The organism is Vibrio sp. 10N.239.312.C11 (assembly GCF_041466065.1).
GTDB lineage: Bacteria > Pseudomonadota > Gammaproteobacteria > Enterobacterales > Vibrionaceae > Vibrio > Vibrio tasmaniensis_A.
The window spans coordinates 75,678-100,850 of record NZ_JBFSRZ010000009.1 but is presented as its reverse complement, the minus strand read 5'-3'; the positions used below and the strand labels follow the sequence as shown (position 1 = coordinate 100,850).

The 25,173-nt window shown below is 45.0% G+C and carries 21 protein-coding genes; 3 read left to right on the top strand and 18 right to left on the bottom strand.

All coding sequences use genetic code 11. The features are described 5' to 3' along the window. Positions 1–35: 35 nt before the first annotated feature. Positions 36–836, top strand: coding sequence for a TrmB family transcriptional regulator (locus tag AB6D07_RS06385; RefSeq protein WP_017103826.1), 801 nt, complete (start codon positions 36–38; stop codon positions 834–836). 300 nt (positions 837–1,136) lie between these two features. Here the strand turns inward: AB6D07_RS06385 and recA are convergent, their stop codons facing one another. Further along, a complete protein-coding gene (recA, locus tag AB6D07_RS06380) occupies positions 1,137–2,177 on the bottom strand; it encodes a recombinase RecA (RefSeq protein WP_009847633.1) in 1,041 nt (346 codons plus the stop codon). A 139-nt stretch (positions 2,178–2,316) separates the two neighbouring features. After that, entirely contained in the window at positions 2,317–2,811 is a 495-nt protein-coding gene (pncC, locus tag AB6D07_RS06375) for a nicotinamide-nucleotide amidase (protein ID WP_029223075.1), read from the bottom strand. Between the two features lie 124 nt (positions 2,812–2,935). Between pncC and mutS the strand changes: the two genes are divergently transcribed. Beyond that, positions 2,936–5,497, top strand: coding sequence for a DNA mismatch repair protein MutS (mutS, locus tag AB6D07_RS06370; protein WP_017103825.1), 2,562 nt, complete (start codon positions 2,936–2,938; stop codon positions 5,495–5,497). A 139-nt stretch (positions 5,498–5,636) separates the two neighbouring features. Here mutS and rpoS read toward each other — a convergent pair whose 3' ends face one another. From rpoS to rlmD, 13 genes are all read right to left on the bottom strand, one after another. Further along, positions 5,637–6,617 carry an RNA polymerase sigma factor RpoS gene (gene rpoS, locus AB6D07_RS06365; protein WP_009847636.1) on the bottom strand — a complete coding sequence of 327 codons (981 nt, stop codon included), beginning with the start codon at positions 6,615–6,617 and terminating at the stop codon, positions 5,637–5,639. Between the two features lie 98 nt (positions 6,618–6,715). Continuing rightward, the gene (nlpD, locus tag AB6D07_RS06360; RefSeq protein WP_009847637.1) at positions 6,716–7,630 is read right to left on the bottom strand and encodes a murein hydrolase activator NlpD; all 915 of its coding nucleotides are present in this window, start codon (positions 7,628–7,630) and stop codon (positions 6,716–6,718) included. A 35-nt stretch (positions 7,631–7,665) separates the two neighbouring features. After that, entirely contained in the window at positions 7,666–8,292 is a 627-nt protein-coding gene (locus AB6D07_RS06355; RefSeq protein WP_017103823.1) for a protein-L-isoaspartate(D-aspartate) O-methyltransferase, read from the bottom strand. Next, the gene (gene surE, locus AB6D07_RS06350; protein WP_009847639.1) at positions 8,293–9,036 is read right to left on the bottom strand and encodes a 5'/3'-nucleotidase SurE; all 744 of its coding nucleotides are present in this window, start codon (positions 9,034–9,036) and stop codon (positions 8,293–8,295) included. Positions 9,037–9,112: 76 nt separating this feature from the next. Next, a complete protein-coding gene (gene truD, locus AB6D07_RS06345) occupies positions 9,113–10,159 on the bottom strand; it encodes a tRNA pseudouridine(13) synthase TruD (protein ID WP_029223074.1) in 1,047 nt (348 codons plus the stop codon). 22 nt (positions 10,160–10,181) lie between these two features. Continuing rightward, positions 10,182–10,661, bottom strand: coding sequence for a 2-C-methyl-D-erythritol 2,4-cyclodiphosphate synthase (ispF, locus tag AB6D07_RS06340; protein ID WP_029223073.1), 480 nt, complete (start codon positions 10,659–10,661; stop codon positions 10,182–10,184). A gap of 2 nt (positions 10,662–10,663) precedes the next feature. After that, positions 10,664–11,365, bottom strand: coding sequence for a 2-C-methyl-D-erythritol 4-phosphate cytidylyltransferase (gene ispD / locus AB6D07_RS06335; protein WP_009847642.1), 702 nt, complete (start codon positions 11,363–11,365; stop codon positions 10,664–10,666). After that, the gene (gene ftsB, locus AB6D07_RS06330) at positions 11,365–11,646 is read right to left on the bottom strand and encodes a cell division protein FtsB (protein WP_012604777.1); all 282 of its coding nucleotides are present in this window, start codon (positions 11,644–11,646) and stop codon (positions 11,365–11,367) included. Before ftsB ends, ispD begins: the two co-directional genes overlap by 1 nt. A gap of 302 nt (positions 11,647–11,948) precedes the next feature. After that, positions 11,949–13,247, bottom strand: a complete 1,299-nt coding sequence (gene eno / locus AB6D07_RS06325; protein ID WP_009847644.1) for a phosphopyruvate hydratase — start codon at positions 13,245–13,247, stop codon at positions 11,949–11,951. An 81-nt stretch (positions 13,248–13,328) separates the two neighbouring features. After that, positions 13,329–14,969, bottom strand: coding sequence for a CTP synthase (locus AB6D07_RS06320; RefSeq protein ID WP_012604779.1), 1,641 nt, complete (start codon positions 14,967–14,969; stop codon positions 13,329–13,331). 132 nt (positions 14,970–15,101) lie between these two features. Continuing rightward, positions 15,102–15,917, bottom strand: coding sequence for a nucleoside triphosphate pyrophosphohydrolase (mazG, locus tag AB6D07_RS06315; protein ID WP_029223072.1), 816 nt, complete (start codon positions 15,915–15,917; stop codon positions 15,102–15,104). 329 nt (positions 15,918–16,246) lie between these two features. Next, positions 16,247–18,472, bottom strand: coding sequence for a GTP diphosphokinase (gene relA, locus AB6D07_RS06310; RefSeq protein WP_009847647.1), 2,226 nt, complete (start codon positions 18,470–18,472; stop codon positions 16,247–16,249). 136 nt (positions 18,473–18,608) lie between these two features. Next, the gene (gene rlmD, locus AB6D07_RS06305; protein WP_017097666.1) at positions 18,609–19,928 is read right to left on the bottom strand and encodes a 23S rRNA (uracil(1939)-C(5))-methyltransferase RlmD; all 1,320 of its coding nucleotides are present in this window, start codon (positions 19,926–19,928) and stop codon (positions 18,609–18,611) included. A gap of 165 nt (positions 19,929–20,093) precedes the next feature. Between rlmD and barA the strand changes: the two genes are divergently transcribed. Then, a complete protein-coding gene (gene barA, locus AB6D07_RS06300; protein WP_017103821.1) occupies positions 20,094–22,907 on the top strand; it encodes a two-component sensor histidine kinase BarA in 2,814 nt (937 codons plus the stop codon). A gap of 288 nt (positions 22,908–23,195) precedes the next feature. Here the strand turns inward: barA and acpS are convergent, their stop codons facing one another. From acpS to recO, 3 genes are all read right to left on the bottom strand, one after another. After that, positions 23,196–23,576 (bottom strand): holo-ACP synthase, encoded by a 381-nt coding sequence (gene acpS / locus AB6D07_RS06295; RefSeq protein ID WP_009847650.1) that lies wholly within the window; start codon positions 23,574–23,576, stop codon positions 23,196–23,198. Positions 23,577–23,669: 93 nt separating this feature from the next. Further along, positions 23,670–24,407: a pyridoxine 5'-phosphate synthase gene (gene pdxJ, locus AB6D07_RS06290; protein ID WP_009847651.1), complete on the bottom strand. Its 738-nt coding sequence runs from the start codon at positions 24,405–24,407 to the stop codon at positions 23,670–23,672. Next, positions 24,404–25,132: a DNA repair protein RecO gene (recO, locus tag AB6D07_RS06285; protein WP_012604785.1), complete on the bottom strand. Its 729-nt coding sequence runs from the start codon at positions 25,130–25,132 to the stop codon at positions 24,404–24,406. Before recO ends, pdxJ begins: the two co-directional genes overlap by 4 nt. Positions 25,133–25,173 lie beyond the last annotated feature (41 nt).

Below are 25,173 nucleotides of genomic sequence, written 5' to 3'. Positions count from 1 at the left end.
AGGAGAAGATATTGAATAGTTTCAGAGGACAACCCGTGTCAGAGCTAGTCACCAAATTAATGGATTTTGGGTTTACCAAAACCGATGCGCTTGTTTATATTAATTTACTCAAAAATGGCCAATCCAGCGGATATAAAATCGCGAAAGAGATCTCTATCTCCCGCTCTTCTGTTTACTCGTCTATCGATAACCTTTACGCCAATGGCTACATTTTCATGTCTGATGGCGACACTAAAGAGTACGAAGCTAAATCACCAGACTTGATTTTCAGCCAGATAGAAAAAAAGACCGTCACTAATATTAATTTCCTTAAATCAGAATTATCTAAGATGATGCTGAAAGAGGAAAAAGAGTTCGTTTACAACGTATCGGGGTTCGACAACTTACTTCAAAAGGCCAAGGAAATCATTAATCAGGCAAATCTAGAAATTTACCTGAATACCGATTTTAACCTTGAGTTGTTTGGCAAAGAATTATGCGATGCCGTGGAACGTGGAGTACGAGTGATTGGCTTTTCATTCAACAAAATGGCGAGCCCACATGAAAAAATAGAATTACATTCGCGTTCTGAAAATGAAGAAACCGAATACCCTTCACACCGCTTTATGTGTGTAGCCGATATGAAGCTCGCCCTCATGTTCTCACACCGTGAAGAAACTTTAGGCTTGTATGCAAACAATCGCTTAATTGTAAAAATGATCGCAGAGCATATTCACAGCGATGTTTACCTAACAGAATACGAGCGCCTGGCTCCTAATCAGCACCAACACGTCAGAGTAAATACGATTCACGAACAGCACAATGCTATGGTACTCGACGAGCTTAAGAAGCACTAGTTCAGCAGATCGAATTCAATAATAAGATACGAACAAAGGTCTAGTAATAGGCCTTTAGGGGCAAGAACTTTTGACGGTAATCGATTTAACCCAAAGGGTTTCTTTGATTATTTGATAAAGAATAGACCTATGAGTGCATGACTATAAGTCATCTAGAGCAGCCAACCTACCGTCACTTTCCTCTAAACAATCAAATACCTTACATTTTTACGACTAAAACAATAAAGCCTCGAAAATTCGAGGCTTTAAAATCTTTCAAAGTCATGCATTCTTATGAAGATGACTTAACAAAACGTTAGCTTATAGCTCTTCGTTTTCTTCTTCCTTCTCTGCACCTTTCTCTTCAAGCACAGCAGGAGTTAGCAGTAACTCACGGAGTTTAGTATCAATTTCTAGAGCAACTTCTGGGTTTTCACGCAGGTATTTACCAGCGTTAGCTTTACCTTGGCCGATCTTGTCGCCTTTGTAGCTGTACCAAGCGCCAGCTTTTTCTACTAGCTTATTCTTAACACCTAAGTCGATAAGCTCACCTTCGCGGTTGAAGCCCTTGCCGTAAAGGATTTGAGTTTCAGCTTGTTTGAATGGTGCAGCAATCTTGTTCTTAACAACCTTGATACGAGTTTCGTTACCAACAACTTCATCACCATCTTTAATCGCGCCAGTACGGCGAATATCAAGACGAACAGATGCGTAGAACTTAAGTGCGTTACCACCTGTTGTTGTTTCAGGGTTACCAAACATCACACCAATTTTCATACGAATTTGGTTAATGAAGATGGCCATACAGTTAGACTGCTTGAGGTTACCAGTCAGCTTACGCATCGCTTGAGAAAGCATACGAGCCTGAAGCCCCATGTGGCTGTCGCCCATTTCGCCTTCGATTTCTGCTTTAGGTGTTAGTGCAGCTACTGAGTCAATAACAAGAACGTCGATAGCACCTGAACGAGCCAGTGCATCACAGATTTCAAGCGCTTGCTCACCCGTATCTGGTTGAGAAACAAGAAGCGCATCGATATCAACACCCAACTTTTGAGCGTAGATAGGGTCTAGTGCGTGCTCGGCATCGACGAATGCACACGTTTTGCCCACTTTCTGTGCTGCAGCAATAAGCTCAAGCGTTAGCGTTGTTTTACCTGATGATTCTGGACCGTAAACTTCTACGATACGTCCCATCGGTAGGCCACCAGCACCTAGTGCGATATCTAGAGATAGAGAACCTGTAGAAATAGTTTCTACGTCCATTGTGCGGTTATCACCAAGACGCATGATTGAACCTTTACCAAATTGCTTTTCAATCTGACCAAGGGCTGCGGCTAACGCTTTTTGTTTATTCTCGTCCATTACTATCTCCACATAATCGGTTGTCTTAACAAGCGATCTAGAATCTATTTCTAACCCACATAGGGGTGACTAATTGGCTTTTATTATACTGTTTATTCATACAGTGTCTATACCTGTATGAAAATAATTTGTACAAATGTTACTTACCTTCCATTGATAGGTAATCATAAATAACTTGTAGGGCATGGTGCGTGGCTTGTTGGCGTACTTGTGATCTGTCGCCTGTAAATACATGCGTTTCTACTTTATCCCAACCGTTTAGTGCTTTCCAAGCGAAACATACCGTTCCAACAGGCTTATCTTCGGTCGCGCCACCTGGGCCAGCAATACCACTGATCGATACAGAGATAGTCCCATTTGAATGTTGCAATGCCCCGCTCGCCATTTCTATTACGACAGGCTCACTCACCGCACCGAACTCAACTAAGGTTTTAAGCTGTACGCCGATCATCTCTTGCTTCGCTTCATTGCTATAAGTAACAAATGCACGATCAAACCAACCAGAGCTCCCTGCGATATCCGTCACCGCGCTAGCAACCCCACCGCCAGTGCAAGATTCAGCCGTCACTAAAACGTGTTTATGTTTAGCGAGTAAGTGTCCAAGCTGTTCACTAAGATCTTGAGTCATCTGCATCATCAACTTCCCTTTATCTACTGTCATATCATTCGGATTCGCATCTTTTCGCATGTGTCGCTTTTCGCACGAAACGCTTTCACGTATCCTAAGCCGCAATAGAAATAAACGAAAGAAGTTAACTGTGAAAGCCGATCAAAAACATACTCCCATGATGCAGCAGTACCTAAAGCTAAAAGCAGAAAATCCAGAAATTCTGCTGTTCTACCGCATGGGCGATTTCTACGAGCTTTTCTACGATGATGCTAAAAAAGCCTCTCAACTCCTCGATATTTCGCTAACCAAGCGTGGCTCTTCAAACGGTGAGCCTATTCCTATGGCGGGCGTTCCATACCACGCCGTTGAAGGTTACCTTGCGAAGTTAGTGCAGTTGGGCGAGTCCGTAGCGATTTGTGAGCAGATTGGTAATCCAGCAACTTCAAAGGGCCCGGTTGATCGCGCTGTCGTAAGAATTGTGACTCCGGGAACCGTAACCGACGAAGCACTGCTTTCTGAGCGTGTTGATAACCTGATTGCCTCTATTTACCACCACAATGGTAAATTTGGCTACGCGACGCTTGATATTACTTCTGGCCGATTCCAGCTATGTGAGCCGGAAACCGAAGAAGCAATGGCGGCAGAACTGCAGAGAACCTCTCCTCGTGAGCTACTGTTCCCTGAAGATTTCGAACCTGTAAATCTAATGGCAAGCCGTAATGGCAATCGCCGCCGCCCGGTATGGGAATTTGAATTAGATACCGCGAAGCAGCAATTGAATAAGCAGTTTGGTACTCGCGATCTGGTTGGCTTTGGCGTAGAAGGCGCGAAACTAGGCTTATGTGCGGCTGGTTGTTTGATCCAATACGTGAAAGATACCCAACGTACTGCCCTTCCACATATCCGTTCACTGACGATGGATAAACAAGATCACTCGGTGATCCTCGATGCAGCAACTCGTCGTAATTTGGAGATCACGCAAAATCTTGGTGGTGGTACTGATAACACCCTTGCCGAAGTACTAGATCACACTGCGACAGCTATGGGTAGCCGTATGCTTAAGCGCTGGTTACATCAACCAATGCGCAATATCTCTGCACTCGATCAGCGCCTAGATGCGATTGGTGAAATGAAAGATTTGGCTCTCTTTACAGAGCTACAGCCAACCTTGAAACAGATCGGGGATATCGAACGTATTCTTGCTCGATTAGCACTTCGTTCAGCTCGTCCTCGCGATATGGCACGTCTTCGCCAAGCGATGGAATATTTGCCAGAGCTTGCAGAAACACTGACGCAACTGAAGCACCCGTACCTAACTCAACTTGCTCAATATGCCTCGCCTGTGGATGAGGTTTCTGAACTACTTGAGCGAGCGATCAAAGAGAACCCTCCCGTGGTTATCCGTGACGGAGGTGTAATTGCAGAAGGCTACAATGCCGAGTTAGACGAATGGCGCGACCTTGCGGCTGGCGCAACCGAATTTCTTGATAAACTAGAGCAAGAAGAGCGCGAACGTCATGGTATCGATACACTTAAAGTGGGCTACAACAACGTACACGGTTTCTTCATTCAAGTAAGCCGCGGACAAAGCCACCTTGTGCCACCACACTATGTTCGCCGTCAAACGCTGAAAAATGCAGAGCGTTACATCATTCCTGAGCTAAAAGAGCACGAAGACAAAGTACTTAGCTCTAAATCGAAAGCCCTAGCTATCGAGAAGAAGTTGTGGGATGAGTTGTTTGATTTGTTACTGCCTTATCTAGAGCGACTACAAAACATTGCTTCTTCAGTGTCTCAACTGGATGTTCTACAAAACTTAGCTGAACGTGCAGACACCCTTGATTACTGTCGTCCAACCATGACAGAGTCAGCTGGCGTACAAATTCAGGCAGGTCGTCACCCTGTGGTTGAACAAGTAATGGACGAACCCTTTATTGCTAACCCTATCGACCTCAATGATCAACGTAAGATGCTGATCATCACAGGTCCAAACATGGGTGGTAAGTCGACCTACATGCGTCAGACTGCACTCATTGCGCTGATGGCTCATATTGGTTGTTATGTTCCAGCAGAAAGCGCGACGATTGGTTCTATCGACCGTATCTTTACTCGTATTGGCGCATCCGATGACTTGGCTTCAGGTCGTTCAACCTTCATGGTTGAGATGACAGAAACCGCAAACATTCTACACAACGCGACACCAAATAGCCTTGTGTTAATGGATGAAATCGGTCGTGGTACCAGTACTTACGATGGTCTGTCTCTGGCTTGGGCAAGTGCGGAATGGCTAGCCAATCAAATCAATGCGATGACACTATTTGCAACGCACTACTTTGAGCTAACTGAGCTGCCTAACCAACTTCCAACACTGGCTAACGTGCACCTAGACGCGGTAGAACACGGCGACAGCATTGCCTTTATGCACGCTGTTCAAGAAGGTGCCGCAAGTAAATCTTACGGTCTAGCGGTAGCGGGATTGGCTGGTGTACCGAAAGCGGTAATCAAGAATGCTCGAGCGAAGTTGACTCAACTAGAAGCGTTAAGCATGGAGTCACCAACATCAAAACCAAGTGGCGTTGATATCGCAAACCAACTGAGCCTGATCCCTGAACCGAGTGAAGTGGAGCAAGCACTAGCGAATGTTGAACCTGATGATCTAACACCTCGCCAAGCACTAGAAGAGCTCTACCGTTTGAAGAAGCTGCTTTAGTTTCTTATCAAGTAGCTTGTTATTGCCGTCCGTGATTTTGATTAGACGGCATCAAATACCAAAGCCACAAACAAAAAAACGCTGACTTAAAGTCAGCGTTTTTATTTGTCTTCTATTCAAAGAAACATAATCAGTTCATTTAGTCGTTTTCTACGTTGAACAGATTTTCCATGTTCAAGCCTTGCTTGATTAGAATTTCACGTAAACGACGAAGACCTTCAACTTGGATTTGGCGAACTCGTTCACGAGTCAGGCTAATTTCACGGCCGACTTCTTCTAGTGTTGATGGTTCATAGCCTAGTAATCCAAAGCGACGCGCAAGCACCTCTTTCTGCTTAGGATTCAGCTCATCAAGCCAGAAAATCAACGAGTTCTTAATATCGCTATCTTGAGTTGAAACCTCAGGGTCTGAGTTGTTGATGTCCGGAATTATATCCAGTAGCGCTTTCTCACCATCACCACCGATAGGTGTATCAACAGAGCTCACTCTTTCGTTTAGACGAAGCATCTTGCTCACATCACCAACAGGTTTGTCTAGCTTAGAAGCAATTTCTTCTGCCGTTGGTTCATGGTCAAGTTTTTGTGAAAGTTCTCTTGCGGTACGTAGGTAGATGTTCAGCTCTTTCACAACATGGATTGGCAAACGGATAGTGCGAGTCTGATTCATTAGCGCACGTTCAATGGTTTGACGAATCCACCATGTTGCGTAAGTTGAGAAACGGAAGCCACGCTCTGGGTCAAACTTCTCTACGGCGCGAATCAAACCTAGGTTGCCTTCTTCAATAAGATCGAGAAGTGCAAGACCACGGTTGCTATAACGACGAGAAATTTTCACCACCAAACGCAGGTTACTTTCGATCATGCGTTTGCGTGCTGCTTCATCACCGCGTAGAGCTCGACGTGCATAAAGCACTTCTTCTTCAGCGGTTAATAGTGGTGAGAAACCGATTTCGCCTAAGTAGAGTTGAGTCGCATCTAAGCTTTTAGACGTAACTTCAGTCTCTTCTTTCGCTTCGGTTTTCTTAGTGACTGTTCGTTTTGCTTTTCCAAGAGCTTCCTGTTCCGTGGTTGCTTGGTTAAGATCGAACTCTTCTTTGGTTACTGCATTGCTTATACTCATAACGCCTCCCCCTGGCGAAATTAGCATGACATTACAACTTCATATGTCGCTAAATGACTATGTCACTCCATACAATACGTAATTTTTGCATATTGTATTTAAGGTAAATACCGTTTTGGATTAACTGATTTACCTTGGTAACGAATCTCAAAGTGCAGCCTGACACTGCTGGCTCCAGAGCTTCCCATTGTTGCAATCTTCTGCCCTGGTTTCACACTTTGCCCTTCAGATACTAATAGTCGGTCGTTATGCGCGTATGCACTTAAGTAATTATCATTGTGCTTCACAATCACTAGATTGCCGTAGCCTCGTAATGCATTACCCGAATAAACAACCGTTCCCCCTGCAGTAGATACTATTGGCTGACCTCGCTGTCCTGCTATGTCTATGCCTTTATTTCCTTGTTCGCCTACAGAGAACTTCTTAATTACTCTCCCTTTCGTTGGCCATAACCATTTGGATACTTTGTTACTCGTTGGTTTTGTTGGCGGTGTAACATTCTGTTTACCTTTAGAACCAACATACTCCTTTGATTTGGATTGTACAACCTTCTTTTGTGGATCTTTTTTCGCCACTTTGGTGGTTGTTTGAGCGGGCGCAGATTTAGAGCTTTTACTCTTTTGAGATGTTGTTTTAGGTTTGCTTGAGGCCAACAAAGTTGTGGATGCGGCAACAGGCGCAGCGACGGCTGCAACCGCTACCGTTGATTTACCATACGCTGGAGCGTTGTAGCTAGGACGCCATAACTTAAGGCTCTGTCCGGGATGGATGGTATAAGGTGCAGACAGATTGTTATAGCGAATCAGCTCTTTAACATCTTTATTTGTTACGTAAGCAATAAAATAAAGGGTATCGCCTTTTTTCACTTCATAGTAACTACCACGATAACTACCACGATCAATCGATGAGTAATTCTTGTTTAAGCTTGAAACTGGCGCAGGCGAATTCGCAGCACACCCAACAAGTGCACAGCTAAGCAGTAGAGAACTTCCTTTAAAAACCTTCGAACGCATCGACTTTCTATCCACCTACACCATTAATAATTTTATTAAGCTAACTCACCAGGTACAAGAGGTACAAATCGCACCATCTCGATAACACTCGATAAGAACTCATCACCGTGGCGAACAATCTTCAACAGTTGTTGTTCATCATCTCCGACCGGAATTAATAAGCGGCCTCCATCTTTCAACTGCTGCAAAAGCGCTTGAGGGATCGACTCTGCAGCAGCGGTGACAATAATCGCATCAAAAGGCGCCTTAGAAGACCAACCTTGCCAACCATCACCGTGCTTGGTTGAGATGTTGTAGAAATCGAGTTGCTTCAACCTACGCTTAGCATCCCATTGTAGCGACTTTATTCTTTCAACCGAATACACGCGATCAACCAGCTGAGCCAAAACAGCCGTTTGATAACCAGAACCCGTTCCGATCTCCAAAACGCGGCTGTCTTGTTGTAACTCAAGCAGCTCGGTCATTTTAGCAACAATGTAAGGCTGAGAAATTGTCTGCCCCTGCCCGATAGGCAGCGCATTATTATCATAGGCTTGGTGATGCATAGCCTGTGATAAAAAGCTCTCTCTCGGTAGTAAGTAAATAGCATCAAGAACCTTTTGATCCTGAATACCATTTTCTATCAGAAAAGTAACTAAGCGCTCAGCTTGTGGATTACTCACTTATTTATCCCCTAACCATGTAGTCATCGCACCCAACGACTCATGTGCCGTCAGATCAACTTGTAGTGGTGTTACCGACACAAAACCATGTTCAATGGCGTAAAAATCGGTACCCTCACCAGCATCTTGCTCCTTACCAGGAGGGCCAAGCCAATAGATATCATGACCACGTGGGTCTTTCTGCTTAATCATATCTTCAGCATGGTGACGAGCACCTAGACGTGTCACCTGAGTACCCGATATTTGTTCTAATGCTAAGTCAGGGACGTTCACGTTTAACAGGCGATTGGTCGGGATTGGGTTTGCTAAATGTTGTTCGACAATACGGCGAGCAACCGCTGCCGCTGTCTTAAAATGTTGTTTTCCAACCAGAGAAAATGCCACCGATTGAACACCTAAAAAGTGGCCTTCCATTGCTGCTGCGACTGTACCTGAATAAAGCACGTCATCACCAAGGTTAGCTCCGTGATTAATACCCGTTAAAACCAGATCAGGCATGTCACTCTTTAGGAGTTCGTTCAATGCGAAATGTACACAGTCGGTCGGTGTTCCTTGTACCGAATAGGTATTTCTAGCAATCTCTTGAACACGCAAAGGCTGTTCCAAAGTTAATGAATTTGAAGCACCAGAGCGATTACGGTCAGGTGCCACAATGATAACTTCAGCAAGATCACGTAATTCATTTGCCAGCTCATGAATACCTTGAGCATGCACACCATCATCGTTGCTGAGTAAAATCTTCATCTTGTATCCTTTCTTTTGTACCAATGCCAAGTCACTTAAATTCCAAGATTAAGTGACTTAGACCCAAGCAGAATCATTATTGCTCGTAGGTTCTTTCTACGTGTACTTCTTCAACTAACTCACGAACGATAGCGGTTGCGAAGCAGCCTGCGTCCAGAGAGAATTTAAGAGTGACATTGTCTTCGTTTACTTCCCACACTAAACCCATCGGCTTCAACGAGGCTTCACGGCGATCATGGCGCATACGGTTGCCACAAATAAGCGCCATTAGATCCGGTTCAGCATCAAGGTGTTTCTGCTCTAGAGCTTGAGACGCATCCGTCGTCGGTAACGCATTATCTCCAGCTAAAGCAACGGTAATAAACGCAGAACCATTGGCGATATCTTGGTTTACAGCTTCGATATTAGCGGCTGTCACAGCAAGTTGAGCATCGTTTTTAACTACAATATCGCCGACCAATGCCGAAGCAAACGCATCGTGCTCAATACGGTCAGAAAGAATTAAGTTGTAGATCCAAGAACGAGCTGCAGAGAGGTACAAGCTGCGCTTATTTTGATTACGTGTACGAACGTTTTCACGCCCCCAACGACGAGCTTCAGATAAGTTGTTACCTTCATTGCCAAACCTCTGAGCACCAAAGTAATTTGGCACGCCCACTTGAGCGACTTTTTCCAAACGTTTGACTACATCATCGCAGTCCGTTACTTCAGACAAAGTTAGCTCGAATTGGTTGCCAACTAAATCGCCTGGACGTAACTTTTTGTTGTGGCGTGCTGTCGCCAAGATCTCAATGCTTGGGTATTGTGCAAGAAAAGCAGAAAAGTCAGGTTCACCTTTTGGTAGATGCACGCTCAACCACTGTTCTGTCACAGCATGACGGTCTTTCAAACCAGCCCAACTCACGTCTTTCGACTTAACACCACACGCTTTAGCCAGCTCGTTTGCTACAAAGCTCGTGTTCTCACCCGTTTTACGAATACGCACCATTAGGTGTTCGCCTTCACCAGTGAACTCAAAACCTAAGTCTTCATTAACGACAAAGTGTTCGGCTTTTGCTTTTAGTTTTGCTTTCGCAGTTGGTTTACCGTTTAGATAAGCCAATGAAGATAAAATATCTGACATGCTGTTCTTTTCGTGTTGGTGCTTACGCACTTTTAGTAATTAGGACCACCGCTTCACATGCGATGCCCTCTTTGCGACCTGTAAAACCTAAACGCTCAGTGGTCGTCGCTTTTACATTCACATTGCTAATGCTGGTTTCTAAATCTTGTGCGATAGCGTGGCACATAGAGTCTATATGAGGCGCCATCTTTGGAGCTTGCGCCATGATAGTAATATCGGCATTACCAATCACGTAGCCTTGTTCTTTTACTCGACGATAAACATCTTTTAGAAGTTCACGGCTATCCGCGCCTTTCCACTCATCATCAGTATCGGGGAAATGACGACCAATATCACCGGCAGCAATCGCACCTAATAAAGCGTCACACAACGCATGAAGGGCAACATCACCATCTGAGTGTGCGATAAGACCCTGCTCATAAGGGACTCTAACGCCACCTATAATTACCGGACCTTCACCACCAAACTTATGTACATCAAAGCCATGGCCAATACGAATCATCATTATTCCTTATTCTGACTTAAATAGAACTCAGCAAGTGCTAAATCTTCAGGCTGAGTAATCTTAAAATTATCTGAGCGCCCTGCCACTAAAGCGGGCGATAAACCTTTCCATTCAAAGGCTGAGGCTTCATCGGTAATCGAAACGCCTTGTTGCAACGCCTCGCTTAATGCATTCCACAGAGGCTTTGCTCTGAACATTTGCGGCGTAAGTGCATGCCATAGATCGGCTCGCTCAACGGTATGTTCGATCTGCCCTTGGGCACCTCGCTTCATCGTGTCACGAACTGGCGCCGCTAAAATAGCCCCTACATCATGGCTCATCGCGCCGGAAATTAGCTTGTCGATATCACTGAGTTGAACACAAGGCCTTGCCGCATCGTGAACCATTACCCAATCGCTAAGCTGCTGCTCAGCGATACAGTTTAGCGCAGAGAGTACCGAGTCCGCTCGTTCGCTTCCGCCAGACACTCTGACCACTTTTGGATTTTGGTTGAGTGCTAACTCCGGGTAATAGGGGTCATCATCGCTGATCGCAACGACAATTTGAGAGACTTGTGGATGAGACAGTAATTTCTCAATGGTGTGCTCTAAAATCGTTTTGCCGTTAATCTTAAGATATTGCTTAGGGCGGTCTGCTTTCATTCGGCTACCGACGCCCGCTGCAGGTACAACGGCAATCACACTTTGAAGTTGAGTCGACATTAATGGGATTCCTCACCAATGATGCGGAAAAACGTTTCGCCTTCTTTTACCATTCCAAGCTCATGACGTGCGCGCTCTTCTATCGCGTCTAAGCCTTGGCGTAGATCATCGATTTCCGCAAACATCTCTGCGTTACGAAGATGGAGCTTTTCGTTTACTTGCTGTTGAACTTGGATTTCGTTGTTCACACCGTAGTAATCAGAAATACCATTTTTACCGAGCCACAGTGTGTGTTGTAGCCAGCCAAACACTATGAGCAGTACTAAAGCAAAAATTCGCATAACACCTTTCGCCGGTTGAAAAAGAAGGAACTAGAATAAGGCACATATATACCATAATGAGCTTATTGGTGCGAGATATGTGGTGTTAGGGAATCAATAAGTCGGAGAATTATTGTCGGGATAAGTATGGTAACAATGAGATTCCCGACTCCTTCCTTCGCCAGTCTAGGGAATGACGAACTTTAGATGTAACGAGGAGGAGCTTTAGAACCTAGAGCTTCTTCCCGTCATTTTCTACAGACAAAAAAATGCCCCGCATAAGCGAGGCATTTAAAAAGCTTAGATTAATAATTCGCTAGGAATTATTGACCTTTAACTTCTTTAAGACCGTTGTAAGGAGCTTTAGAACCTAGAGCTTCTTCGATACGGATAAGTTGGTTGTACTTAGCAACACGGTCAGAACGGCTCATAGAACCAGTTTTGATTTGACCTGCAGCTGTACCTACCGCTAGATCAGCGATAGTTGCATCTTCAGTTTCGCCAGAACGGTGAGAGATTACTGCAGTGTAGCCAGCGTCTTTAGCCATCTTGATAGCAGCTAGAGTCTCTGTTAGAGAACCGATTTGGTTGAACTTGATAAGGATAGAGTTAGCTACGCCTTTCTCGATACCTTCAGCAAGAATCTTAGTGTTTGTAACGAACAGATCGTCACCAACGATTTGAAGCTTGTCGCCTAGAAGTTCAGTTTGGTGCTTGAAGCCATCCCAATCAGACTCGTCAAGACCATCTTCGATAGAAACGATTGGGAAGTTGTTCGCTAGCTCAGCTAGGTAGTGGTTGAACTCTACAGAAGTGAAAGTTTTACCTTCACCCTTCATGTTGTAGATACCAGCTTCTTTGTCGAAGAACTCAGATGCTGCACAGTCCATAGCAAGAGTAACGTCTTTACCTAGTTCGTAACCAGCAGCTGCAACAGCTTCTGCGATAACTTCTAGAGCTTCAGCGTTAGACTTAAGGTTAGGAGCGAAACCACCTTCATCACCAACTGCAGTGCTGTAGCCTTTAGACTTAAGAACTTTAGCTAGGTTGTGGAATACTTCAGCGCCGATACGTAGACCTTCTTTAAGAGTCTTAGCGCCAACTGGTTGGATCATGAACTCTTGGATGTCAACGTTGTTATCTGCGTGCTCACCACCGTTGATGATGTTCATCATTGGTAGAGGCATAGAGAATTGACCAGCAGTACCGTTTAGCTCAGCAATGTGCTCGTAAAGAGGCATGCCTTTCGCAGCAGCAGCAGCTTTTGCGTTAGCTAGAGATACAGCTAGGATAGCGTTCGCACCGAACTTAGACTTGTTTTCAGTACCGTCTAGGTCAAGCATGATTTGGTCAACGTCAGCTTGTGCTTTAGCGTCAGAACCTACTAGAGCTTCAGCGATTGGGCCGTTTACAGCTTCAATAGCTTTAAGAACACCTTTACCTAGGAAACGTGATTTGTCGCCGTCACGTAGCTCAAGAGCTTCGCGTGAACCAGTAGATGCGCCAGATGGAGCAGCAGCCATACCTACGAAACCGCCTTCTAGGTGTACTTCAGCTTCTACAGTTGGGTTACCACGTGAATCGATGATTTCACGACCTAGAACTTTAACGATCTTAGACATTGAATGTTTCCTTCTCGTTGAATATATAAATGTCAAATTTAAAGGTAGCAGCACAACTTACGCAGCTACCTGTATTCCTTTTTACTTCTCTAATTCGCCGCGCTGGAACTCGCCAGCTGCTTTAACGAAACCTGCAAACAATGGGTGACCATCGCGAGGTGTTGAAGTGAACTCTGGGTGGAATTGAGCAGCAACGAACCATGGATGGTTCGGGTTCTCGATAACTTCAACCAGTTTCTTGTCCGCAGATAGACCCGATACTTTTAGGCCCGCTTTTTCAATTTGTGGACGAAGATTGTTGTTCACTTCGTAACGGTGACGATGACGTTCATGGATCGTCGCGCTACCGTATAATTCGTAAGCTTTTGTCCCTTTCGCTAGGTGACAAAGCTGTGAACCAAGACGCATTGTGCCGCCAAGGTCAGATGTTTCTGTACGCTCTTCAACTTTACCTTCGCCATCAGTCCACTCAGTGATAAGACCAACAACTGGGTACTTAGTTTCAGTACAGAATTCAGAAGAGTGTGCCCCTTCCATTTTCGCAACGTTACGAGCGTACTCGATAAGTGCTACTTGCATACCTAGACAGATACCTAAGTAAGGTACTTTGTTTTCACGAGCGTATTGAGCAGCAAGAATCTTACCTTCAACACCACGATCACCAAAGCCACCAGGAACTAGGATTGCATCTAGGCCTTCTAAAACTTCTACGCCACGAGACTCAACGTCTTGTGAATCTACGTATTTAATATTAACGCTTAGGCGATTTTTCAAGCCCGCGTGTTTTAGCGCTTCATTTACTGATTTGTATGCGTCTGGTAGTTCAATGTACTTACCAACCATACCAATCGTCACTTCACCCGTTGGGTTAGCTTCTTCGTAAATTACTTGTTCCCATTCAGACAGGTCGGCTTCTGGAGCTGTGATGCCGAAACGCTTACATACAAGTTCATCAGTGCCTTGAGCTTTAATAAGCTGAGGGATCTTGTAGATAGAGTCAACATCGCGCATAGAAATAACGGCATTTTCTTGCACATTACAGAACAGAGCAATTTTCTTACGCTCGTTCGAAGGAATGTTGCGGTCTGAACGACAAACTAGAATGTCTGGCTGAATACCAATAGACAGCAGCTCTTTTACAGAGTGTTGCGTTGGCTTAGTTTTCACTTCGCCCGCAGCTGCTAGGTATGGCACTAGAGTAAGGTGCATGAACATTGCGCGTTCACGGCCTAGCTCTACTGCTAGCTGACGAATCGCTTCCATGAATGGTAGAGATTCGATATCACCAACCGTACCACCAACTTCAACAAGCGCGATATCGTGGCCAGCTGCGCCAGAAATTACACGTTCTTTGATAGAGTTAGTGATGTGCGGGATAACCTGAATAGTTGCACCTAGGTAATCACCGCGACGCTCTTTAGCGAGTACGTCTGAGTAAACACGACCTGCAGTGAAGTTGTTACGCTTAGTCATCTTGGTGCGAATGAATCGCTCGTAGTGACCAAGGTCAAGGTCAGTTTCAGCGCCATCTTCCGTAACGAACACTTCACCGTGTTGAGTCGGGCTCATTGTGCCTGGATCAACGTTGATGTAAGGGTCAAGCTTCATCATAGTCACTTTAAGACCACGAGCTTCTAAAATAGCCGCAAGAGATGCTGCTGCAATACCTTTACCTAGAGAGGATACAACCCCGCCAGTAACAAAAATGTAATTTGTCGTCATGTTTAACCTGAAATTGGTTGAATGAGGGAAATGGATTACTTCTGGACGGGATGAAAATATACCAGAAGCCCCTTATCGCCACAACGTGAAATCTATCACACTGCTATTTTTTATTTTTTGCTTCAAATCAATTCATGATAAAAGCTTTGATGATCTTTTCTCCGCCACTTTGACTTCATCCCATATGGAATCAAGCTGTTGTAGAGAAAAGTCGGTCAAAATTTTATCTTGCTGACGAACTTTTTGTTCCACACCTTTAAAGCGGCGTGAAAATTTCAGATTGGCTTTATTGAGAGCCGTTTCTGGATTTTTACCCAAATGTCGCACTAAATTGACGGTAGCAAACAACAAATCCCCCAGTTCTTCTTCAACTAAATCTTCGTTTGGTGTTACTTGAAGCGCTTCTTCTAGCACCTCATCAACTTCCTCTAAAACCTTATCGGCGACTGGGCCAATAGAGTCCCAATCAAAGCCAAATTTCGCGACTTGCTTTTGAATTTTTGTAGCACGCGAAAGTGCAGGTAGAGAGTTTGGTATTGAGTCTAGAATACTTTCTTGAGTTTTGCCTGCCTGTGCTTTCTCTTTGGCTTTTTCAGCTTCCCAGTTGGCATTAATTTCTTCATCACTGGCAAACTCTGTATCAGAAAACACATGCGGATGGCGGCGCGTTAGCTTCTCATTGATGCCATCGACCACATCAGAGAACTCAAACAGTCCCTGCTCTTTCGCGAGCTGGCTGTAGAAAATCACCTGAAACAACAAATCACCCAGCTCTTCTTGTAGGTTCGGCCAATCTTTGTTGTGAATCGCGTCCACTACTTCATAGGTTTCTTCGATCGTATGCGGGACAATTGTTTCAAAATTTTGTTTCAAATCCCAAGGACAGCCACCTTCAGGATCGCGCAGCTTAGTCATGATCTGTTCAAGTTGTTCAATCGGGTGATTCATCGTTTTATTCCTATTCACTGTCTTTGATTTTTAAATTTAAAACTTCACTAAAACTAAAAAAGGTGAGCAGCCAAAACCACTCACCTTTCTATTCTTTCAGTCATCCTCAAGAGCGAAGAATGAGCGAGTTGGGGATCTCAAATCGCTTAGAGAGATTCCCTATCACGTTCGTCCCTCACTGTAGGGAATGACAACTATCTTTGTTTTACTAAGTAATTGGCTCTTCTAACAAGGCAACAAGCTTTCGCGATTCCTGAGCATAGCTCGCCTATGTGATGGACCAAGAAAGCGCAGTTAACGCAGTAAAAGTGACTAATGCAACGTGAAAGTTAGCCGAGGCGTTTTACGCTCATGACATCTTTGATTTGTTCTACTCGACTCGTCACTCGACTCAGAATTTCAATGTTGGTCACTTCCAAATCGAAATCCATCACCGACAGCTGACGTTTATAGTCAATACGGCTCTTCATTGTCGTCACACTGACTTTTTCGTTCAAGAACAGGGATGTGATGTCTTTCAACAAGCCGGTACGTTCTAGCGCCTCTACACGCAGTGTTAAGATATACGAGCCTACAAAACCATCTCCCCACACCGTATCGATGATACGTTCAGGGGCATGTAGGTTAAGTTCACTTAACTGCTCACAATCGCTGCGGTGTACTGAGATACCACGCCCTTGAGTAATGTAACCTTTGATCACATCACCTGGGATAGGCTGACAACAACGAGCCAAGTGGGTCATTAGGTTATCAACACCTTCAACAACGACAGCATCCTTTTTCGGACGGCTCTGATGTGCTGGCTTATTGTCAGACTCAAGCAACTTCTCGAGTGCTTTCTTGTCTTCTTCTTCAGCCGTCGGCTTATTGACCAGAGCATTGATGTGATTAACCACTTGGTTAATACGCAAATCGCCGCTACCAATACCTGCATACAATTCATCAGGTGTATTGACGTTGAATCGTTTCAGCGCATATTGCTCAGCATCTTTCAGTGTTGCGCCGACTCTGCCTAGCTCGACTTCTAGGATGTCTCGTCCAGCTTCGAGGTTTTTCTCACGACTCTGAGCGCGGAACCAAGCGTTAATTTTTGCTCGAGCTCGACTTGAATGAACAAAACCTGTGGTCGGATTTAACCAATCACGTGATGGATTCGGTTCTTTTTGAGTAATGATCTCAACTTGATCGCCCATCGCCAACTTATGAGTAAACGGAACGATTCGACCTGCGACTTTGGCACCGATACAACGGTGTCCAACCATCGAGTGAATGTGGTAAGCAAAATCCAACGGCGTTGCACCCATTGGTAAATCGACCACATCACCGCGTGGTGTAAAGGCATAGACTCGGTCATCAAAGACTTGGCTACGTACTTCATCCAGCATTTCGCCAGAATCTGACATCTCTTCTTGCCAGTCGATAAGCTTACGCAACCACGTGATTTTCTCATCGTAGCCACTGCGTACACCGCTAGAAGCACCTTCTTTATACTTCCAGTGCGCAGCCACACCTAACTCAGAGTCTTCGTGCATTTGCTTGGTACGGATCTGAATTTCGATGGTCTTGCCTTCAGGGCCAAGAACTACGGTATGAATTGATTGGTAACCATTGGGCTTAGGATTCGCCACATAGTCATCAAATTCACTTGGAAGATGTTTATATTTGGTGTGAACCACACCTAGACCGGCATAACAGTCTTGCAGTTGGTCGGCAATAATACGTACCGCACGCACGTCAAAAAGCTCATCAAACTCTAAGCCCTTTTTCTGCATTTTACGCCAGATGCTGTAGATGTGTTTGGGACGACCGCTGACTTCAGCATTGATGCTTGAACGGTTCATTTCTGATGTTAGGTCATCAACAAAGTCAGTGATGTATTGTTCGCGCACGATACGACGCTCTGACAGCTGTTTGGCAATCTGCTTGTAGGTATCTGGTTGTTGATAGCGGAAAGCGTAATCTTCAATTTCCCACTTTAGCTGACCAATGCCCAAACGGTTTGCAAGAGGCGCATAGATGTTAGCACACTCTTTTGCTGCCGCACGGCGAACAGCATCAGGGGCCTTTTTTACCTCGATGAGGTTGCAAATTCGTTCTGCTAGCTTGATGACGACGCAGCGGAAATCATCGACCATGGCCAGTAACATTCGACGAACGTTATCTACTTGTCCCGAGGCAGCACTGCCTTCAAGGGTAACGTTTAGCTGGCCCAAAGCTGCCATTTCTTCAACGCCATCAATTAACTTTACGGTTTCTTTACCGTAGCTTTCTTCAAACGCTTCGCGTCCAAAAACGCCGCTTGAAACAACGGGGAAAAGTTGCGCTGCAATTAAAGTGGCACGGTCCATCGACAACGTAACCAAGATTTCGATCATCTCACGCCCACGCCAAAGCAGGAGCGACGCTTGCTCGTGATCTTTTAATAGCTCTTCACAGTGACGATAAACTTTGGTCAGTTTATTCGAGGTTTTTACGTCTTGATTCAGTGACGCAATCCAACTTTCTAGCTCAAACTGTTCGCTTGGGTTTAAATGTGCGCTTCGTACCGCAACCATCATGCCTTCCTAGTTATTATGTTTTATACCCAATTCAATATGACTAACTGATTCCAAGTTAGTTCGACTCATATTGATATCAGCGCAGGCTTCCCTGCGCCTTTGTGATTCATTTTTAAGCCATATTTAAGGGCTTCTAAGCCTTGATAAAGAGAGCCATCGATTCTAGATGACTGGTATGGGGAAACATATCCAACATACCAAGTTTGGCTAATTGATAGCCTTGTTTTTCTAAACTCTCAGAATCTCTCGCTAGAGTAGCAGGATTACACGAAACATAAACCACACGCTTCGCTCCTAACGCTGAAATTTGATCAACGATCCCACTCGCTCCAGCACGTGCAGGGTCAAGTAATACTTTATCGAATTTCTCTTTTGCCCAAAGCTGTGAAGATAAATCTTCTTCGAGGTTCGCTTGATAAAACTCCGTATTGCTTAACTGGTTTAACGCCGCATTAGCCGTTGCCTGTTGAACCATTTCATCAACGCCTTCCACACCAACGACAAACGCCGATTGTTGTGCGATAGGCAGACTGAAGTTGCCTAAACCACAAAACAGGTCAAGCACACGCTCATCCGCTTGAGGCTCTAACCACTCAATCGCTTGAGCAACCATCTGTTGGTTCACTTTCTGGTTAACTTGTATAAAGTGGTTTGGCTCAAAAGGTAAGGTTACACCGGTTTCACTATAGCTTGGCGAATCACCCACCAAACGAACCAACTTATCGGTTTCTGGCATCGAGTACAGCGTTACACCTTCTTCTTTCGCGAGCGTCATCAACGCTTGCTCATCTTTTTCAACCAAAGGTTTAAGGTGACGCAGCACCATAACAGGGCCAGTATCACCCAACACCAATTCAACATGTCCTAAAGACGTAAGGCTACTGAAAGTGTTCAGTAAACTTTTCAGTTTTGGCAGCAATACATTAAGGCGAGGGTCAAGCACCGCGCAGTCGGTGATGTTTTCAATCTGTTTACTTTGTTTCTTACGGAAACCAAACTGAAGCAGCTGTGTCTTCTTATCAACAAATAGACTGATACGCGCGCGACGACGATAACCGGTTTCATCACCGACAATCGGCTGGGCGACTTCGGTGTTAGCCGTTTGGTATTTGCTCATCAGGTGCGTCAAAGATTGTGCTTTATGCTCAACCTGAGATGAGTAACCGAGATGTTGAAGATGACAGCCACCACACTGATTAAAGTGCTTACAAAATGGCTTTAAACGCAGCTCACTCGGTTGAAGTAATTTGATGAGTTTTGCTCGCGAAAACTTACTTTTGCTCTCAGTAAGCTGAATAACCACCTTCTCACCGGGCAATGCGCCATCAATGAAAACTGGTTTGTTCTTCTGATAAGCGATGCCAGCGCCATTGTGATCCATTCGTTCAACCAAAACCGATTGATGCTTGGTCTCGAGTTGAGTTTTCTTTTTTGGTTGGAAAAAACGTGCCATTGCTTGTGCCTAATGTATCTTTTAATAAGTAATTGGTATCCAGGACTCACTATTCTGTCTTGGAATCATTGTCGAACGTCACGGCTTTGATTAAGCTTACCGTTCACTTAACCGCCATTGTGTGCGTTATTTTCCCATATCCAGACCTCGATGTAATTAAAGAACATGACCAGATATGGCTTAAGAGCCCGTGTAATTACCTTAACTCTAGCTCCAACCCTAATTATTGGGCTGCTATTGAGTGCATTTTTCTCATTTAACCGCTATCAAGACCTTGAGGGTCAAGTGGTTAACACTGGTACTAGCATCATTGAACCACTAGCGATTGCGAGTGAGTCTGGCATGAAGCTCGAAAGTCGAGAGTCTGTTCGTCAGCTGATTAGCTATGCTCATCGAAAAAATTCTAAGCTGGTGCGCAGTATTGCGGTGTTTGATGAACGTCATGAGTTGTTTGTAACGTCAAACTTCCATCCTGATTTTGAAAGCCTGACCTATCCGAAAGATAAACCGATTCCGCATTTAAGCTCATCGAACCTGCTCGATAACACGCTGATTCTTAGGACACCTATCATCGCTGAGGGGCAATACATCAACTCAGCTAATGGCCAGTCTCAAGCGAATCAAGCGATCGGCTATATTGCGATAGAGTTAGACTTGTCGTCACTTCGATTGCAGCAATATCAAGAAGTGTTCTCTGCCTTCTTGGTGCTGATCCTCGGTCTTGGACTTTCTGGGGTATTTGCCTTCCGCTTGATGCACGATGTAACCCAACCGATCACACACATGAAAAACATGGTCGACCGAATTCGTCGTGGTCACCTCGATGTGCGTATCGAAGGCAAAATGCATGGTGAGCTTGATTCACTGAAAAACGGTATCAACGCGATGGCAGTCTCGCTATCAGAATATCACGTCGAGATGCAGCACAGCATCGACCAAGCAACATCTGATCTGCGTGAAACCCTAGAGCAATTAGAGATTCAAAACGTTGAGTTAGACATTGCGAAAAAACGAGCTCAAGAAGCCGCTCGTGTTAAATCTGAGTTCTTGGCGAATATGTCTCATGAGCTTAGAACACCACTCAATGGTGTGATTGGCTTTACTCGTCAGATGCTCAAGACACACCTATCGAACAGCCAAACCGACTACTTACAGACCATTGAACGCTCGGCCAATAACCTACTCAGCATCATCAACGATATCTTGGACTTCTCAAAACTTGAAGCCGGCAAACTCGCTCTAGAAAACATTCCATTTGAGTTCCAAGCGAGCCTAGAAGAGGTGGTTAACCTTCAAGCCACTAATGCTCATGAAAAAGGTCTTGAGCTTACACTTAAGATCGACCCGAAAGTACCACCAGGCGTTGTTGGTGATCCACTGCGTATCCAACAGATCCTGACTAACCTTGTGGGTAACTCGATCAAGTTTACCGAGCGTGGCAACATTGACATCAGCGTTGAACTTCGTTCACAAAGCGAAGACAGCATTGAGCTGCAGTTTATGGTTCGAGATACGGGCATTGGTATCTCAGAACGCCAACAAGCACAACTTTTCCAAGCCTTCAGCCAAGCCGATGCGAGCATCTCTCGTCGTTATGGTGGTACAGGCTTAGGTCTGGTAATCACCCAAAAACTGGTCAGCCAAATGGGCGGAGAGATCAGCCTAACCAGTCGTCTTCACCAAGGCTCCACCTTCTGGTTCACCCTGAGACTATCGACTACCGATATGCCGATGACAGAACTAATAGAGACTCAGTGCCTGCAAGACAAGCAACTGCTGCTTATCGAACCAAACATGCAAGCGGCATCAATTACTCAGCAGATCCTAACCCAAGAAGGCTTAGTGGTAACGTACCGTTCGGTTATGCCTGACGAATCTACCTCGTATGACTACGTTCTACTTAACTTAGCCGCGAACCAAGAGTATCAATTTGATACTGTGAGTGGTTGGGCGATTGGCGCGAAGAAGATCGCTCAGAACGTGATTATTGGTACACCAAGTACCGAGCTAGCGTTGGGTGAGCAATTGATGAAAGAAGTCGATGTTCAGTGCATTACTAAGCCTCTCTCTCGCAAGAAGTTGCTGCAAACTTTGGTATCAAATCAAGCGCCAACCTTAATTGCACCCGCTATTGAAACACATTCAGAAGAGAAACTACCGCTTACGGTATTGGCGGTCGACGACAACCCTGCCAACCTTAAACTGATTACTGCGCTGCTAAAAGAGCGCGTAGAGACAGTGATCAGTTGTACTAGTGGTCAGAAAGCTCTCGACAAAGCGACAGAGACTCCATTTGATGTCATTTTCATGGATATTCAAATGCCGCAGATGGACGGCGTGACCGCTTGCCAAAAAATTAAGGCGTTGGCGAACAATGCAAACACGCCTGTGATTGCTGTTACTGCGCATGCAATGATGGGAGAGCGTGACCGACTACTTGAAGCAGGTATGGATGACTACCTAACCAAGCCTATCGAAGAGCATGTGTTACAACAGGTTCTTATTCATTGGAGCCCTACCTCTGAGATTGAGCACATTGATAAAATAGACCCAGATCACCCGGCGGTCTCTGCTGAAATCGACCACAGCTCTGTTTCAGAAGTTGAAGCCAGCGAGCACAAGAACATCATCATTGATTGGCAAGCTGCTTTGAAACAAGCCGCCAATAAAGAAGACCTCGCACGCGATATGCTGCAAATGCTCGTAGATTTTATTCCTGAAGTTTATGAAGCCGCGGAAAAAGCGATCGAAGACAGTGACTACCCCGTTGAAGCGCTGACACACATCATCCACAAGATGCATGGCAGCAGCTCATACAGTGGGGTACCAAGGCTTAAGTCGGTATGTGCAACGATAGAGAAAGAACTTCGTTCAGGCACTTCTGTTGAAGACATTGAACCGGAGCTTTTTGAACTTCAGGATGAATTAGATAAGGTTCAAGCAACCGCGATTCATTATTTGAAACCAGCCAAGACCTAGCGAATATTTCTGACTCACAAACATTCATTAAACGGTTTACCAGCCAATAAAAAAGCAGAGCTCATGAGCTCTGCTTTTTTCTGTCTAGAACCTAGAGCACCAGATATAATACCAATCACAGTAAGTAAGTGATCAAAAATAGCGTAGGAAAAAAGCTTGAGAACAAGGCAGGATTTTTCGATAAGTAGTTATTCTACAATCAAAAATTCTAACGAAGTTATCGAGTTTTTTAACAAGCTAGGGTGAACAGTTATTTACTACGATTGGTATAAAGTAGCTGTAATCTATTTACGACTCGAGTAGTACCGTCGCCACCGCATAATGGCGCTCATCAGAGATAGTCAGGTGAATCGACTTTGTACCACTCGCATCTGCGATTTCACGCGCTTTTTTATGCAGGCTTAGAACTGGCTTGCCATGCTCATCGTTTGAAATCTCGAAGTCGTGGAAGGTCACACCAAGAGCGATGCCTGTGCCTAATGCCTTAGACGCCGCCTCTTTTGCAGCAAAACGCTTTGCAAGGTAACGCCCTTTTTGCTTAAGTTGCTGGAATACTTCAAATTCAGAATCGGTCAAAATACGCTGAGCGAAAGCCTCACCACTTCGTGATAATGCCTTTTCAACACGTTCAATTTCTGCGATATCTGTACCTAATCCAACAACAGCCATGTTTACCCTACTACCAACTTCTATCTATTAACTTTTCGATTCTACTGATTAACCGCTTAACGCTTACAACTAAACGAATGCCGAGTTAAAGAACTAAGCGTTGTTGCGCGCTGTTTCCATCACGGCTTTCATGTCTGCAACGGCTTTATTCAAACCATCAAAGACTGCGCGGCCCATGATCGAGTGACCGATGTTCAACTCGTAAATCTCAGGAAGTGCCGCAATCGGCGCTACGTTATGGTAAGTCAGACCGTGACCCGCATTCACTGTAATACCAAGGTCGTCTGCGTAACTTGCACCTGCAGCAATCTTTTTAAGCTCGTCTTGTTGGTCTTCTTCAGTTTTAGCATCAGCATAGTGGCCAGTGTGCAGTTCAATGAACGGTGCGCCACACGCTTTCGCAGCATCGATTTGCTCACGATCGGCATCGATAAACAGAGATACTTTGATACCAGCAGCGGACAATTTTTCGGTCGCCGCTTTGATCTTTTCAAGTTGACCAACTACATCCAAGCCACCTTCAGTCGTTAGCTCTTCGCGTTTTTCTGGAACTAAGCAAACGAACTCAGGATTAGTATCGAGTGCAATTTGAACCATCTCGTCCGTTACGGCCATCTCTAAGTTCATGCGAGTCTGGATTGTCTCAGCAAGAATACGTACATCGCGATCAACAATATGACGGCGATCTTCACGCAAGTGAATCGTAATGCCGTCAGCACCCGCACGTTCAGCAATTTCAGCTGCGTGTACTGGGTCTGGATATTTAGTACCACGTGCATTACGTAGAGTTGCAATATGGTCGATATTAACGCCTAAAAGGATTGAGCTCATTTTCCAATACTCCGTGCTCTAGAGAGGGCTATTGTTGGCATAAATAGCTCTCTACTTTTTAATGGTTTGCCGCCAAGATACGGCTTTAAGGCTATGCGTGTAAAGCGTTTTGCCGCTTTTAACTGCTCTTTAGTGATAAACCTACGCTCACTGATTGCGATAAGTTCATCGCCCATAAAAGTCAGGTTATCTCGACGCACCGAAGCGATGAAGCCTTTCTGCTCTCGATAGCGATAAGTCATGCTCGGATCAATCGCTTCGCCAGTGCCCGCGCAGTGTAAAAAGTCGACGCCATACCCCATAGCGGAAAGTAGAGCCAATTCAAAGCGACGCAGTGCTGGCTCAGGGTTCTCATTATGAGCGAGTTCTGTTAAGGCATGAAGATAGTCATGAAAAAATGCGGGCATGGCCACTTCGGCCATCAACACTCGCCCAACTAATTCATTAACGTACATTGCTGAATACAGATTAATGCCGGCAAGAGGAAGCCCCAAGCTGATCGGTTCAGCTTGGCGCAACGTTTTCATTGAACCATTGCCAGACCACTTAAGCAGTAGCGGCGTAAAAGGTTGCAATGCACCTTTCAAATTAGAACGCTTACTCCGCGCACCTTTAGACATCAACGTCACCCGACCGTACTCTTCGCTGAAGACGTCCAGAATCAGGCTCGACTCACTGTATGGTCGACGGTGCAACACAAAGCATCGCTGTAACCCTTCGCTCAATCACTTACCCTTCTTACAGATACAAAAAGAGAGAGTTCGCA

What these genes read in the sequence shown, in the direction of transcription:
- recA (WP_009847633.1), bottom strand. Translation starts at nt 2,177, where the DNA reads ATGGACGAGAATAAACAAAAAGCGTTAGCCGCAGCCCTTGGTCAGATT.
- AB6D07_RS06320 (WP_012604779.1), bottom strand. Translation starts at nt 14,969, where the DNA reads ATGACGACAAATTACATTTTTGTTACTGGCGGGGTTGTATCCTCTCTA.
- pdxJ (WP_009847651.1), bottom strand. Translation starts at nt 24,407, where the DNA reads ATGAGCTCAATCCTTTTAGGCGTTAATATCGACCATATTGCAACTCTA.
- barA (WP_017103821.1), top strand. Translation starts at nt 20,094, where the DNA reads ATGACCAGATATGGCTTAAGAGCCCGTGTAATTACCTTAACTCTAGCT.
- nlpD (WP_009847637.1), bottom strand. Translation starts at nt 7,630, where the DNA reads ATGCGTTCGAAGGTTTTTAAAGGAAGTTCTCTACTGCTTAGCTGTGCA.
- ftsB (WP_012604777.1), bottom strand. Translation starts at nt 11,646, where the DNA reads ATGCGAATTTTTGCTTTAGTACTGCTCATAGTGTTTGGCTGGCTACAA.
- rpoS (WP_009847636.1), bottom strand. Translation starts at nt 6,617, where the DNA reads ATGAGTATAAGCAATGCAGTAACCAAAGAAGAGTTCGATCTTAACCAA.
- acpS (WP_009847650.1), bottom strand. Translation starts at nt 23,576, where the DNA reads ATGGCTGTTGTTGGATTAGGTACAGATATCGCAGAAATTGAACGTGTT.
- ispD (WP_009847642.1), bottom strand. Translation starts at nt 11,365, where the DNA reads ATGTCGACTCAACTTCAAAGTGTGATTGCCGTTGTACCTGCAGCGGGC.
- pncC (WP_029223075.1), bottom strand. Translation starts at nt 2,811, where the DNA reads ATGCAGATGACTCAAGATCTTAGTGAACAGCTTGGACACTTACTCGCT.
- truD (WP_029223074.1), bottom strand. Translation starts at nt 10,159, where the DNA reads ATGTCAGATATTTTATCTTCATTGGCTTATCTAAACGGTAAACCAACT.
- mazG (WP_029223072.1), bottom strand. Translation starts at nt 15,917, where the DNA reads ATGAATCACCCGATTGAACAACTTGAACAGATCATGACTAAGCTGCGC.
- surE (WP_009847639.1), bottom strand. Translation starts at nt 9,036, where the DNA reads ATGAAGATTTTACTCAGCAACGATGATGGTGTGCATGCTCAAGGTATT.
- eno (WP_009847644.1), bottom strand. Translation starts at nt 13,247, where the DNA reads ATGTCTAAGATCGTTAAAGTTCTAGGTCGTGAAATCATCGATTCACGT.
- rlmD (WP_017097666.1), bottom strand. Translation starts at nt 19,928, where the DNA reads ATGGCACGTTTTTTCCAACCAAAAAAGAAAACTCAACTCGAGACCAAG.
- ispF (WP_029223073.1), bottom strand. Translation starts at nt 10,661, where the DNA reads ATGATTCGTATTGGCCATGGCTTTGATGTACATAAGTTTGGTGGTGAA.
- relA (WP_009847647.1), bottom strand. Translation starts at nt 18,472, where the DNA reads ATGGTTGCGGTACGAAGCGCACATTTAAACCCAAGCGAACAGTTTGAG.